The following is a 13,758-nucleotide window of genomic DNA, read 5'->3' on the forward strand; positions in this document are numbered from 1 at the left end:
GTTCTGCTGTATTTTCTATTGAACTCTCTAGCCCCTAGTCTGGCAGTTTAGCCGGATAGGGGCTTTTTTAATTAATGTCTTTTGCTGAAAAGAGGTAAGCATGATGGAAATGATGAATGATGAATTCTACATGTCGCTTGCTCTGGATATGGCAGAAAGAGCGCAGGGACAGACGGGTATCAATCCTGTTGTAGGCTGTGTCGTCGTGAAGGATGGACGAATGGTTGGTCTTGGAGCCCATTTGAAAAGGGGCACAGGCCATGCCGAGGTTCATGCCTTGAACATGGCGGGCAGTGAGGCGGAGGGCAGCACTGTCTATGTTACCCTTGAGCCCTGCAGCCACTACGGAAAGACACCGCCATGCAGCGAAAGGCTGATCAGTGAGAAGGTCAAGAGGGTGGTTGTCGCTTGCGAGGACCCTAATCCGCAGGTGGCAGGCAAGGGGTTTGATATGCTCCGCAGACACGGTATTGAAGTCAAGGTCGGCGTGCTGAGAGATCGGGCCAGACGGCTCAATGAGAAATTCATTAAATATATTACAACGGGCCTGCCCTTTGTAACGCTCAAGACGGCCTCAACGTTAGACGGAAAGATCGCAACCAAGAGTGGAGACAGCAAATGGATTTCTAACGAACAAGCGAGAGAGCATATTCATATGCTTAGGCATCGTCACCAAGGAATTATGGTCGGGGTAGAAACCGTCATCGCTGATAATCCCGAGTTAACGACCCGGTTATCTGTAGATGGAATTAGTCCCATTCGGATTGTCGTAGATTCAAAGCTGAGAATTCCAATAGATACAAAGCTTGTTCGTGACGGAAATGCCAAAACCGTGATTCTGACGACAGATGAAGCGGAGGCTGATCGTGAGAAGGATCTGGAAAGTTATGGCGTACAAGTGATCCGATGCGGTCCGGGACCGAGGGTTGATCTACTGAGAGCGATGAGCTTGTTAGGTGAAATGGAGATCGGTTCAATATTGCTTGAAGGCGGCGGCACCTTGAACGGCGCGATGCTGGAGGCCAAGCTGATCGATCGCTTGCTGATGTTCATTGCACCGAAAATCGTCGGAGGATATGAGACTCCAGGCAGCTTCCGATTTGAAGGCGTGGAGCGAATGAATGATGCAATTCAATTAAATAAACTCGAAGTCGAGACCGTTGGAGATAATATTTGTGTGACAGGTTTACCTGTGTGGCCGTAAGGCTGATAAGGAGTGGATGCCATGTTTACTGGGCTGATTGAAGAAGTTGGACGAATTCGCAGCGTTGGCCGTAAAGGGGAGGCCATGGTCCTTGGAATTAGTGCCAAGCGAATAATGGATGATCTGAAGATCGGAGACAGTGTAGCTGTCAACGGGGTATGCTTAACCGCCACCTCTATAGAATCTGGAGGCTTCCTGGCAGATGTGATGCCCGAAACGTTCCGTCATACGACCCTACGTCATTTGGGAAGCGGCAGTCCTGTTAATCTTGAGCGGGCCATGTCAGCCGGAGGCCGTTTTGGAGGGCATATTGTACAAGGCCATGTAGATGGAACGGGACAGATTACTGCGATAACCCGAGACCAGAATGCGGTCGTGTTCGAAATTTCGCCGGTGAACAGTGATGTATTCCGGTTTATTATTCCGAAAGGCTCCATCACGATTGAAGGCATCAGCTTGACGGTTGTCGACACGACAGCTTCCTCTTTTACCGTATCCATTATACCGCATACATTAGGGGAGACTGTGCTCGCTCATCGTAGTATTGGAGATATCGTTAATCTTGAGTGTGACATTCTCGGCAAATATGTGAATCATTTGCTGCACTATGGACAAGGAGCCGGTCCAGCTTCTGGAACGAGTGAGAAGTCGAAATTAAGCTTCGAATTTTTAAGCTCACACGGTTTTAACTGATAGAAATGAAGCAGTAACAAGGAGGGGAATGACATGGATGAGGAATCCATTTTTCATACAATAGAAGCTGCACTTCAGGATCTGCAGCAAGGCAAAGTGGTCATTGTCGTTGATGATGAAGACCGTGAGAATGAGGGTGATTTTGTAGCTCTGGCGGATAAAGCCACTCCGGAAGTCATCAATTTTATGATTACTGAGGGAAGAGGACTTGTCTGTGTTCCGATTACGCACGAACGCGCAGAAGAGCTTGACCTGAAACCTATGGTTCAGCAAAATACGGATTTTCATGGCACAGCCTTCACGGTATCCGTTGATCATAAGCTTACGACGACAGGAATATCGGCACATGAACGTTCCATTACGGTCAAAGCGCTGATCGACTCGGAAGCCACTGGAGCGGATTTCAGAAAGCCTGGCCATATGTTTCCACTGATTGCTAAGAAGGGCGGAGTGCTCAGACGGGCTGGGCATACAGAGGCTGCTGTAGATCTTGCCAGAATGAGTGGATCCTATCCTGCGGGTGTGATCTGTGAGATCATTAAGGAAGACGGATCCATGGCCAGACTACCTGATCTGAAGGAAATTGCGAAGCAGCATGATCTGAAGCTGATCAGCATCAAGGACATGATTGCCTATCGTAACGCCAAGGAGAAGCTGGTTACTCGTGAGGTTTCGGTGAGAATGCCGACTGATTTTGGTGAGTTTCAGGCGATAGCCTATACGAATGAAGTGGATAACAAGGAGCATGTAGCTCTTGTCAAAGGCACACTTAATACGGATGAGCCGGTTCTGGTGCGTGTACATTCCGAGTGTTTGACCGGAGATGTGTTCCATTCTCATCGTTGTGACTGCGGACCACAGTTTGAAGCTGCCCTGCGTCAGATTCATGAGAATGGGAGCGGCGTGCTGCTATATATGCGTCAGGAGGGCCGAGGGATCGGGCTCATCAACAAGCTCAAGGCCTACAAGCTGCAGGAGCAGGGACTTGATACGGTGGATGCGAATCTGAAGCTGGGCTTCCCCGCTGATCTTCGAGATTACGGCATCGGCGCGCAAATTCTCAAAGACTTGGGAATTCGCAAGATTAACCTGCTGACGAACAACCCGCGAAAGATCAAAGGGTTAGAGGGATACGGTCTCGAAGTTGTTTCAAGAGTACCGATTCAAATCGCAGAAAATAAAGATAATTCTTCTTATCTGCATACCAAGCAGTCCAAGCTGGGGCATATGCTGAAGTTTGATGATATTGAGCAGAACGAGCAGGAATTCAAATCTTAAGTTAAATACTACTTATTTAAGAAGGGCAGATGAATAATAATGGCTAACTATTTTGAAGGTAATTTAGTCTCCGAAGGATTAAGATATGGCGTTGTGGTAGGACGCTTCAATGAATTTTTAACGAGCAAGCTGCTGTCTGCATCCCTGGATGCGTTCAAACGTCATGGTGTGCAGGATGATGAGGTTGATGTGGCTTGGGTTCCAGGAGCGTTTGAGATTCCTTTGATTGCTCAAAAAATGGCCGAGAGCGGCAAATATGATGCGGTGATTACACTCGCCACTGTCATCCGCGGCTCTACAACGCATTATGATTATGTTTGTAATGAAATGGCCAAGGGGGTCGCTGCAATTAACCTGAAGACAGGCGTGCCGACCATATTTGGACTGGTTTCTACAGAGAATATTGAACAGGCGATTGAGCGCTCTGGAACAAAAGCAGGAAATAAAGGCTGGGACGCTGCCGTAGCAGCAATTGAGATGGCAAACTTGACGAAACAGCTAAAATAGTGTTTTTTTAATATAAAGCCCTGTACTCAGGCTTCTCTTAGCCGGGGCAGGGCTTTACGTATTTTGTAACATTAGCGGGAGGATGCGTCCATTGACGGTTGTGACTTATAAGCTTGAATCGTTTGAAGGCCCGCTGGACCTTCTATTACATTTGATTGACAAACATGAAATTGACATCCAGGATATACCCATCAGCCGAATAACGGATCAATATATGGATTACATTCACACCATGCAGGAGCTGGAGCTTGATATTACAAGCGAATTTTTGGTGATGGCAGCTACGCTGCTTGCGATCAAGAGTAAAATATTGCTGCCCAAGCCTCCTGTGTTTCATGAATTTGAAGATGATCATTTCATGGAGGAAGAGGATGAAGATCCCCGTGCCGAATTGGTTCAGAAGCTTATTGAATACCGAAAATTCAAGAGCATCGCGCGTCATCTGCATGAACGGGAATCGGTTCGCAGTCTTATTTTCTCCAAAGAGCCGGAGGATCTAACGCCTTATGTTCATCATGAACCGTCGAATCCGGTTGAAGGGCTGCATACAGCCGATTTGATTGTGGCGTTTCAGAAGGCACTCAGCCGGGCCGCAAGAAATACGACGGTGGCTAGAATTCATCGTGATGAAATATCGGTTAAGGATCGGATTCGGGATGTAGCGGGGACGCTTGGACGTAAGGGATATGGCGGCAAAATGCTGTTCTCCAAACTGCTGAACGAGGAGATGTATCGTCAAGAGATCGTTGTTACTTTTTTGGCTATTTTGGAATTAATGAAAATGAAACAAATTGTATGTTACCAGGAACGATTGTTTGAAGATATCGTGATGGAATGGAGAGGGGAAAAAGAAAGCGATGGACTTTCAGGCATTGAAGTCGATTATTGAGGGCTTGTTATTTTTATCGGGTGAAGAAGGACTAGGTGTCAAGCAGCTCTCCGAAATTGTCGATCAGCGTCCAGAAGTCGTAACTGATGCGCTTGAGGAACTGAAAAGGGAATATACCAAGCAGGGAAGAGGTCTGCAGATATTAAAGATTGCAGGAAACTACCAAATGGGAACCTTGCCTGAGCATGCGGTTTATTTTGAGAAGCTTGCTTACTCCCCTTCCAGATCCTCGCTCTCTCAAGCCGCGCTTGAAACGTTATCCATCATTGCTTATCGGCAGCCGATAACGAGAGTGGAGATTGAAGAGATCCGCGGAGTTAAGGCAGAACGGGCACTTCATACTTTAACAAGCAAGGATTTGATTCAAGAGGTTGGACGAGCTGATGCCATCGGCCGCCCTATTTTATATGGCACAACGAAAGCCTTCCTTGATTATTTTGGTCTTGGTACGATTAAAGATTTGCCTGAGCCGGCTGTATTCGAAGATGCTGACCCGCTCGAAGAAGAGACACAGCTCTTGTTCGGCAAGCTGGGACAGAACATGTTTGAAGAAGAGCCTTCTAGTGAAGCTCTGGTTGACAATGAGCGTAATAAAGCGGAGTAGTGGTAGAATCGATGTCCTTGAGAGGGCATCGTTTTTTTATGTCCAAAAGGTTCGCATGGTTTCCATAATTAAGAACATACTAATGGGGAGTTTTTAATTTTACATATACCAGGGGGAAGTCTCGTGTGGATCTGGATTGGGGCAGGCATACTGTTCGTTATCATTCTACTTATTGTGCTCGTACTTGTATCAAGAATACATATCCATCTGGTTGTGAAGTCTGCAAATAATAAGCAGGAGGTTCATGTTCAGCTCAAAATGCTGTACGGAATTCTCCGAATGACCAAGGAAGTCCCCGAACAGAAGATTCAAGAGCTCAAAGCCAAGCTGCTTAAGAAGCTTGAGGGTGCCATGTCAGATCAGCTGAATGGCAGCAATGAGCAAAAAGAATCGGTATTGCCTGATGAGAAGCATGGGAAAAAGGGGATATGGCATCAGTCCTTAGCTTTGCTCAAGAGTGCTTATGCTCTGAAAATATGGGATACGGCTCCTTTTGCATCGATTCGAATCCTGCAGCTCAGATGGAATACTCGTATAGGGACAGAGGATGTTGTATTGACTTCTGTTGCTACAGGTATCTTGTGGGGGATCAAAAATACGCTTCTCGGCTGGTTGTCTCACAAGGTGAGGCTTCTGGAGATGCCGCAGCTTGATATATCGCCGAATTGGACAGAACAATGGGATTTGAAGACGGATTTTGAAATAAGAGCCTGTATTCGCTTTGCCAAAGCGATGCGGCTCAGCAATATGCTCACCAAGCGGTTAGCTGAAGCTCATGGAGGTATTATGGCCTGGCGCAGAGATTTAGAGGAAGAGGCTTAGTCATAGAAAATATTTTAATTTCCAGTCCGCTTTTTGCACATACTGCTCCTGTACCTTGGGAAACCTATAGTTGTCAAACCATTGTTAGAAGGAGGCAATTTATCATGTCGGATCATCCAATTCAAGGATTAATGAAAACAGCGATGGAAAACATCAAGGCGATGGTCGATGTTAACACTATCGTAGGTGATGCAGTTGAGACACCGGATGGCACTGTAATACTGCCAATCAGCCGTGTTGGATTTGGCTTTGCAGCAGGAGGAAGTGATTTTCATCTCGATGCTGAAGCGGAATCTAAGAGCAGCAACAGCAGTGGAAATTCCGCTTCCAAGGCTAACCCGTTCGGAGGCGGCAGCGGCGGAGGTGTATCGATCCGGCCTATCGCATTTCTTGTTGTCGGTAAGCAGGACGTACACATTGTTCCTCTAGATAATCAAACTCATCTGTTTGAGAAGATCATTGATTCTGCACCTCAGGTCATCGATCAAATTCAGAGCATCTTCCAGAAGAACAATGCGGGTTCAGGAATGGCAGGATCTACAGCTCCAACTTACGAAGTGTAAAAGAAGATGAGTCCCTTCCGAGGCATACGCCTACAGGAGGGGACTTTTTGTTGGACATACTTCCGCCTGTCCATACATAGAATAGTACAAGTTGAATCGAAGGACCCGGAGGGAAGCAAATGAATCTGTTTAAAAAAATGACTATATTGCCTTTGGTATTCTCGTTATTTACCTTACCATTTACAGCTCATGCTGACCATAAACCTGGTCATGTTGAAGCTCCTATGCTCAGTACTCATGCACAGACAGCCGCTCTCATTGATGTAACCTCAGGCCGAATCCTTTACAGCAAAGATGGAGAGAAGGAGATGCGAATTGCCAGTTTGACCAAAATCATGACGGCAATCGTGGCGATTGAGCAAGGGGATTTGAAGAGTACGGTTACAGTTAGTAAAAATGCAGCCGGCAAAGAAGGCTCGTCGCTGTACTTGAAACTAGGAGAAAAGATGACGCTTGAGAATATGCTCTTTGGCTTGATGCTTCGATCAGGCAACGATGCCGCAACGGCCATCGCAGAGCATATCGGAGGTTCAGAGGAAGGCTTTGTATATCTGATGAATAAGAAGGCAGACGAGATCGGACTTGTACATAGCCAGTTTAGAAATCCGCATGGGCTGGATGCTGAAGGGCACTATTCAACGGCTGAGGATATGGCCAAGCTGACTGCTTATGCACTGCATAACGTGGATTTTAAGCGGATTGTAGCAACACCGGAACACAAAGCCCCTAATCCCGAAGAATCCTGGGACTATGATTGGCACAATAAAAATAAAATGCTTCGATTGTATGAAGGTGCAGATGGAGTGAAGACCGGATATACCAAAAAGGCTTTGCGCTGTCTCGTAAGCTCTGCAACACGCAATGGACAACAGCTGGTAGCTGTTACATTAAATGATGGTAATGATTGGAATGATCATGCGAGCATGCTGGATTACGGCTTTGAGCATTATCCGCTGAACGAACTGGCAGCCAAGGGACAATCCATTCAGCAGTACGAGTATATTACAGGGAATACGTTCAAATATCCACTGCTGGCAGGAGAGACCGGTGAGGTTCGAACCAAGCTGGTGCTCTACAATCAGCGGTCGGAATCAGAGTCTCGGAGTGAAACGGCAGACGCCAATTTTGGCCTGAAGGGCCGAATTGAATTTTCATTGAATGGTGTGAAGATCGGTGAGGTTCCGGTCTATGAAAAAGGCAGCTTTATTCCAAAGGACAAAGCAGCAGAAACTATTGCGCTTCCTTATGATCAGTTAAAAGAGAATTCCCTGTTCGGCTCTCTAAAGAGAGTGCTTGACCAGCTCTTTAATTAGAAGGAGCAAGTGATCGAAGTGGGAGGGATCGCCGATGATTAACCTGATTTGGCTTGCCATGATCGTTATCGGATTTGTATTTGCCGCAGCGAAGGGAAATATTGAGCTTGTCACCCAGGCGGCTTTTGATGGGGCAGCGACAGGAGTTACCGTATGCTTCGGATTGATCAGCGTTCTCGTATTCTGGATGGGGATGATGAAGATTGCGGAGGACTCCGGTCTGCTGAGTAAAGTAGCGAAGCATCTAGGTCCCATTGTATCTTATCTGTTCCCGGATGTGCCGAAGCAGCATCCGGCAATGGGATATATCTTATCCAATATGAGCGCGAACCTGTTTGGACTCGGAAACGCAGCGACACCCATGGGGATTAAAGCGATGCAGCAGCTTCAGGAGCTGAATCCGGACAAAACGACAGCCAGTCCGGCCATGTGTACCTTACTGGCTCTGAATACAGCAAGTATCACCATTATTCCGACCACCCTGATTGCGATTCGTCTGAACTATCATTCGGCTAATCCCGCTGAAATTGTAGGCACGACACTGATGGCGACAGCAATTGCTACATTTGCGGCTATCGCAGCAGATCGATATTTCCGAAGCAGAACACCGACACCTAAGGCACCATCACCTCCAAAAAACCGCCTCAATAAGCCGATCATTGAATCATCCTCGAAAGGGTGAGCTTACATGTTGTCCTTTATTAATCTCATTTCGACATGGGCGATACCTGTCATGATTGCCTTCATTCCTGTATATGCCTATTTCCGAAAAGTGCCAGTATACGAATCATTTGTCGATGGGGCAAAGGAAGGCTTCGGCACGGCGATATCGATCATTCCAAGCTTGGTCGCTATGATGGTAGCCATCAGTGTATTTCGGGCATCAGGCGCACTGGACTTTTTTATAGGGCTCATAGCACCTCTGTTTCAGTGGATGGGCGTTCCTCCCGAGGTGCTTCCGCTGGGCATACTTAGACCGTTAACAGGGACCGGCTCCCTTGCTTTTACGACAGACCTAATTCAAACGCATGGCCCTGACTCTATGATTGGCCGTATTGCTTCCACCATCCAAGGCAGTACGGACACGACACTTTATGTATTAACCGTATATTTTGGAGCCGTTGGAATACGGAATGGCAGATATGCCCTAAAGGTAGGATTGTTCTCCGATATTGTTGGATTTGTGGCTGCCATCACGATTTGTCTGCTCGTATTTGGATAATTGCTGCTTAATAAATGGCCTTCTGAATACCTCTCATACAACGGATGAGAGATTCAGGGGCTATTTTCCTGTCCTTGACCTTGTTATTTCTCTGTCTGATGGGTATCATTAATCCCTGAGGTGACTTATTTAAAATGGAGAGATTACAAAAAATTATCGCACAGGCGGGAATTGCTTCCAGACGCAAGAGCGAAGAGCTCATACTGTCCGGCAAAGTAGAAGTGAATGGAGAAGTTGTGACTGAGCTGGGTACGAAGGCAAATCCCGATGAAGATATCATTACGGTGAACGGCAAGCCGATTCGAAGTGAGAAGAAGATATACCTGATCATGAATAAACCCAAAGGTGTCATCACAAGTGCTTCTGATCCTGAGGGGAGAAAGATTGTTTCGGATTATCTTAAGGGAATCAAGGAGCGCGTCTACCCTGTAGGCCGACTTGATTACGATACAGAAGGGCTTCTACTGCTTACAAACGATGGTGAGTTTGCTCATTTGCTGACACATCCGAAGCACCATGTGCCGAAGACCTATCTGGCGACGGTTAAGGGAGTACCGCACGGTACATCGCTGGACAAGCTCCGTGATGGAATTATGCTTGAGGACGGGATGACTTCTCCGGCTGAAGTGGAGTACAAGGATGTAGATACGGAGAAGAACGAGGCTGTTATTCAAATTACGATTCATGAAGGAAGAAACCGTCAGGTTAGACGGATGTTTGAAGCGATCAATCATCCCGTGACTAGACTGAAGCGGATCTCCTTCGGAGGGCTGCTGCTGCAGAATTTGAAGCGGGGCTTATATCGTCACCTGACAGCAGAGGAGATCAATAATCTTCTTCAGGCGGCCAAATCCGATCCTTCCAAGAAGAAATCACGCAGATAACAACAAAATAGCAGCCACATAGATAACGACGAGAAAGAACTAAAGTGCAGATAACTTGATGCTTTAGTTCTTTTTTTGTGTTCATTCCACTCTAATCATTTCAAGACACATAATTTTCAAAAAACAGACGCAGATTTGTGACAATTTTCGTTATAATTAGGCTAGAAGTTGAATTGGACAAGATTGTCATAAAAGGAGAGTATTTACGATGGGGAGATCAAAGAGAACCGTTCAGGTTGTTATTTTGATATTCATTGTCATTTTAGGTGCTTATGCAATATTCTCTTCTACAGCCAAATCGGATGGCAAGCCTGTTGTAGGGGATTCGGTTCCTGATTTCGAACTGTTGGGCATAGATGAAGCGGTTCACAAGCTGGATCAATTCGAAGGTCAGCCGATGGTCATTAATTTCTGGGGAACCTGGTGTGAGCCCTGTGTTGATGAGATGCCGGCACTGCAGGAGCAGTGGGAGAAATGGAAAGAGCAGGGAGTTGCCTTTATCGGTATCAATGTAGGTGAAGATAAGATGACGGTTAACAATTTTGTGCGTCAGGTTGGGGTTGATTTTCCGATTATGTACGATGAGAAAAAGATCGCGACAAGCCGTTTTGCTGTGGGTCCAATGCCCTCCACTTTCTTTGTTTCCAAGGATGGAAAGATCTCCGAAATATTTGAAGGTCAGCTGAATTTAGACACGCTCGAGTATCATATCCAGCAACTGGTGAATTCAAACTGAGCAAACAGGGGGATTTGAGACATCATGATCCAAAATACAAAATGTGAATGCGGCCATCAGAATCCAGTAGGAACAGTGCTCTGTGAAGCATGCGGCAAGCCTCAGCACCAGGAGGATCTTGAGTCGAGAGAACCGCTGGAAATGCGGTATGACGGGATAGCCAGACGTTCACAGAAGAGCGATCCGACTATCATTGATCTCGTCTGGAATTTCTTCTCCTCCGTCAAAGTAGCTATCTATCTGATTGTAATCACTTTGCTCGGAGCCATGCTGGGGACTATTTATCCGCAGGAAAATGCGTTTATCAATATGGACCCTTCCGTGTATTACAAAGAGACATACGGAACACTCGGGCATATTTATTATTCACTTGGCTTGTCTCATACATACGAATCCTGGTGGTTTATTCTGCTGCTGGTTATGATCGGAGCTTCATTAGTTATATGCAGCTTAGATCGGGTACTACCGCTATACAAGGCATTGAGCAAACAGCGTATTCCGAAGCATATTCAATTCTTAACCAGGCAGAGGGTTACATACCAAACTGCGTTTCCAGATGAGGAAGCAGAAGAATGGATTAAGAAAGCGGTTGCGCCGCTCAAAAAGAAAGGCTATCGAGTAAAAACAGACGGCTCTGCATTGCTTGCTGAGAAATATCGATTTAGCCGCTGGGGACCTTACGTCATTCATATTGGTCTGATCATCTTCCTGCTGGCTGTTCTTGCCAGAGGACTGCCTGGACTGCATATGGACGAGCATATTTCGTTTCCGCAAGGGGAGATCAAGAACATTCCTGATACCACTCTATATCTTGAGAACATTGATTTTAGAGTGGAGTATTACTCGGAGGAAGAAACACCAGAGGAGTTCAGGAATCTTGGCAGGATTGTTCCTAAGCTGTTTGAGACGGAAGCTAAATTGTACGAGTGCACTGCGGATTGTACGGATCCATCCAGGACGCCTCAGCTTCAAGAGGTCACGCATCACTTTATAAGAGTTAACGACCCGCTGGATTATGAGGGCTTAAAGGCTTATCAATATGACTTTGACCTTACGCCGATCCTTCGCTCCGTATCTCCTGAGGTCATCGATCTTGACACTGGAATTTCCTACGGAAAGATTCAATTGGATATGCAGAATCCGGAGCAGCATTTTGAGGCAGGTCCTTATTCACTAACACTGAAAGAGAAGTACATGGATTTTGGACTGAATGATGAAGGAGTACCCGTCTCTAAGTCACCGAATCCGAACGCGCCGGCCTTTTTATTCGCCATTACCGGTCCTGACCTTCCGGAAGAAGGGATACAGTATTTATATTTTCCACTCGAAATTGATAAGGAGCGCTTCCAGCAAGATGTGATTAACGAACGTCTTAACGGTGGCAGTATGCCCCTTGAGCTGAATGTGGATGGAATGGAAAATGTGGATATTATCGAATCGACCTCATATTTGAATATACGAATTGATAAGGCGATGCCGTTTGTATGGGTCGGAGCTTCCATTGTGATGCTTGGTCTGGTTCTCGGATTCTACTGGCAGCATCGGAGAGTATGGATTCGAATAGATAACGGAACTCTCGTGCTGGGTGCACATACGAACAAGAACTGGTTTGGTTTAAGGCGTGAGGTAGCGGATGTGCTACAGCAGCTAGATATTATCGTTGACGAAAAACTCTTGGATAACGGAGGAAACAAAGCGTGAATAACTTACTCGATCTTAGCAGCAATGCGTTTCTGATCTCATTTTTCTTATATTGTGCTGCGTTTATTGTATATGCGATTGCCATTATGGGCCGTAAATTCAGCAACCGGGATCCAATCGTCCATGTGAAAAAATGGGGTAAAATTGGACTGATTACGACCTCGATTGCACTCGTGGCCCAACTGATCTACTTCTTTACACGTTGGGTTGGTGCGGGGCATATTCCCGTGAGTAATATGTATGAGTTTATGTCCTTCTTGTCAATGATGGTCATCATCGCTTTTATTGTCTTGTTTGCGATATACAAAACACCGCTTCTGGGACTGTTTGCACTTCCGATTACCATTATCTTAATGGCCTATGCAGCCGTATTTCCACAGGAGGTTCAGCCGCTTGTTCCTTCCTTGCAGTCGATTTGGCTTAATATTCATGTTACTCTAGCGGCGCTTGGAGAGTCCTTTTTCGCCGTTGGATTTGCGGCAGGTCTTATGTATCTATTGCGGACCGTTAAATTTGACAGTTCTGCGAAATCTGATAAGAAACAGCAAGGATGGGTTGAATTCACGCTGATTGTTATTATTATTGTAATAGGCTTTATCGGTACCGTGTTTGCATTTCGGGCTAGTGGATATGAGGCGGTCTTCACGCAGCAGGAAGTGGCTGACGTTGACACTGGGGGGACCGATAATAGTACAATAGAAAAAGTAATTTATCATATGCCGCCGATTGTGGCACCATACAATAGTGAAACCGAGAGCTACACATCATTCCTTGGAATGAAGGAACCTTTATTTGAAGCTCCTTCCTGGATGAATGGTGTTAATGCAGGACGCAAGCTTAATACAGTGATATGGTCAGTTGTTTCTGGTCTTGTTTTATATGGATTGCTGCGACTTATCGTTCGCAAACCTCTAGGACGAGCGATCAGTCCTCATTTGAAAGATATTGATCCGGATGATCTGGATGAGATTAGTTACCGTGCTATTGCGATTGGCTTCCCGATCTTTACGCTCGGAGCACTCATATTCGCTATGATATGGGCTGAGATCGCATGGGGACGTTTCTGGGGATGGGACCCTAAAGAAGTCTGGGCTTTGATTACATGGCTGTATTATAGTGCTTATCTGCATCTGCGTCTGTCAAAAGGGTGGCAGGGAAGAAATTCAGCGTGGCTTGCAGTGATCGGATTTTTAATTGTGATGTTTACATTAGTTGGCGTGAATTTAATTATCTCAGGTCTCCACTCCTATGCAGGAACAGAATAATACAATCACCGTCATTTTATATATTGTACATTCAACTAGCGCATACTACGGAGACTGGATTTTGGGAAAGTGGGGCG

The 13,758-nt window shown here is 46.1% G+C and carries 15 protein-coding genes; all 15 read left to right on the forward strand.

The genetic code is table 11. The annotated features are described in order from the left end of the window. The first annotated feature begins 103 nt into the window (after positions 1–103). The 15 genes from ribD (at position 104) to ccsA (ending at position 13,681) form a co-directional block, all read left to right on the forward strand. The gene (ribD, locus tag TCA2_RS08270) at positions 104–1,204 is read left to right on the forward strand and encodes a bifunctional diaminohydroxyphosphoribosylaminopyrimidine deaminase/5-amino-6-(5-phosphoribosylamino)uracil reductase RibD (RefSeq protein ID WP_047911092.1); all 1,101 of its coding nucleotides are present in this window, start codon (positions 104–106) and stop codon (positions 1,202–1,204) included. A 21-nt stretch (positions 1,205–1,225) separates the two neighbouring features. Continuing rightward, positions 1,226–1,897: a riboflavin synthase gene (ribE, locus tag TCA2_RS08275; RefSeq protein ID WP_047911093.1), complete on the forward strand. Its 672-nt coding sequence runs from the start codon at positions 1,226–1,228 to the stop codon at positions 1,895–1,897. 33 nt (positions 1,898–1,930) lie between these two features. Next, positions 1,931–3,175, forward strand: a complete 1,245-nt coding sequence (locus TCA2_RS08280; RefSeq protein ID WP_047911094.1) for a bifunctional 3,4-dihydroxy-2-butanone-4-phosphate synthase/GTP cyclohydrolase II — start codon at positions 1,931–1,933, stop codon at positions 3,173–3,175. 39 nt (positions 3,176–3,214) lie between these two features. Next, positions 3,215–3,682: a 6,7-dimethyl-8-ribityllumazine synthase gene (ribE, locus tag TCA2_RS08285; RefSeq protein WP_047911095.1), complete on the forward strand. Its 468-nt coding sequence runs from the start codon at positions 3,215–3,217 to the stop codon at positions 3,680–3,682. An 82-nt stretch (positions 3,683–3,764) separates the two neighbouring features. Further along, positions 3,765–4,571 carry a ScpA family protein gene (locus TCA2_RS08290; protein WP_047911096.1) on the forward strand — a complete coding sequence of 269 codons (807 nt, stop codon included), beginning with the start codon at positions 3,765–3,767 and terminating at the stop codon, positions 4,569–4,571. After that, complete coding sequence (gene scpB / locus TCA2_RS08295; RefSeq protein WP_047911097.1) at positions 4,540–5,175, forward strand: SMC-Scp complex subunit ScpB; 636 nt, start codon at positions 4,540–4,542, stop codon at positions 5,173–5,175. The genes TCA2_RS08290 and scpB overlap by 32 nt, the downstream gene beginning before the upstream one ends. A 123-nt stretch (positions 5,176–5,298) precedes the next feature. After that, on the forward strand, positions 5,299–5,997 hold the full coding sequence (locus TCA2_RS08300; protein WP_047911098.1) for a DUF2953 domain-containing protein: 699 nt from the start codon (positions 5,299–5,301) through the stop codon (positions 5,995–5,997). Positions 5,998–6,101: 104 nt separating this feature from the next. After that, positions 6,102–6,560, forward strand: a complete 459-nt coding sequence (ytfJ, locus tag TCA2_RS08305; RefSeq protein ID WP_047911099.1) for a GerW family sporulation protein — start codon at positions 6,102–6,104, stop codon at positions 6,558–6,560. Positions 6,561–6,679: 119 nt separating this feature from the next. Further along, positions 6,680–7,873: a D-alanyl-D-alanine carboxypeptidase family protein gene (locus tag TCA2_RS08310; protein WP_047911100.1), complete on the forward strand. Its 1,194-nt coding sequence runs from the start codon at positions 6,680–6,682 to the stop codon at positions 7,871–7,873. 34 nt (positions 7,874–7,907) lie between these two features. Beyond that, a complete protein-coding gene (locus tag TCA2_RS08315) occupies positions 7,908–8,555 on the forward strand; it encodes a nucleoside recognition domain-containing protein (RefSeq protein WP_047911101.1) in 648 nt (215 codons plus the stop codon). A gap of 6 nt (positions 8,556–8,561) precedes the next feature. Beyond that, on the forward strand, positions 8,562–9,095 hold the full coding sequence (locus TCA2_RS08320; RefSeq protein WP_047911102.1) for a spore maturation protein: 534 nt from the start codon (positions 8,562–8,564) through the stop codon (positions 9,093–9,095). Between the two features lie 134 nt (positions 9,096–9,229). Then, positions 9,230–9,979, forward strand: coding sequence for a pseudouridine synthase (locus tag TCA2_RS08325; protein ID WP_047911103.1), 750 nt, complete (start codon positions 9,230–9,232; stop codon positions 9,977–9,979). Between the two features lie 208 nt (positions 9,980–10,187). Continuing rightward, positions 10,188–10,715, forward strand: coding sequence for a redoxin domain-containing protein (locus TCA2_RS08330; RefSeq protein ID WP_047911104.1), 528 nt, complete (start codon positions 10,188–10,190; stop codon positions 10,713–10,715). A gap of 24 nt (positions 10,716–10,739) precedes the next feature. After that, positions 10,740–12,416, forward strand: coding sequence for a cytochrome c biogenesis protein ResB (locus TCA2_RS08335; protein WP_047911105.1), 1,677 nt, complete (start codon positions 10,740–10,742; stop codon positions 12,414–12,416). Continuing rightward, the gene (gene ccsA / locus TCA2_RS08340; protein WP_047911106.1) at positions 12,413–13,681 is read left to right on the forward strand and encodes a cytochrome c biogenesis protein CcsA; all 1,269 of its coding nucleotides are present in this window, start codon (positions 12,413–12,415) and stop codon (positions 13,679–13,681) included. Before TCA2_RS08335 ends, ccsA begins: the two co-directional genes overlap by 4 nt. Positions 13,682–13,758: the final 77 nt, after the last annotated feature.

Source organism: Paenibacillus sp. TCA20 (assembly GCF_000732325.1).
Classification (GTDB): Bacteria; Bacillota; Bacilli; order Paenibacillales; family Paenibacillaceae; genus Paenibacillus; species Paenibacillus urinalis.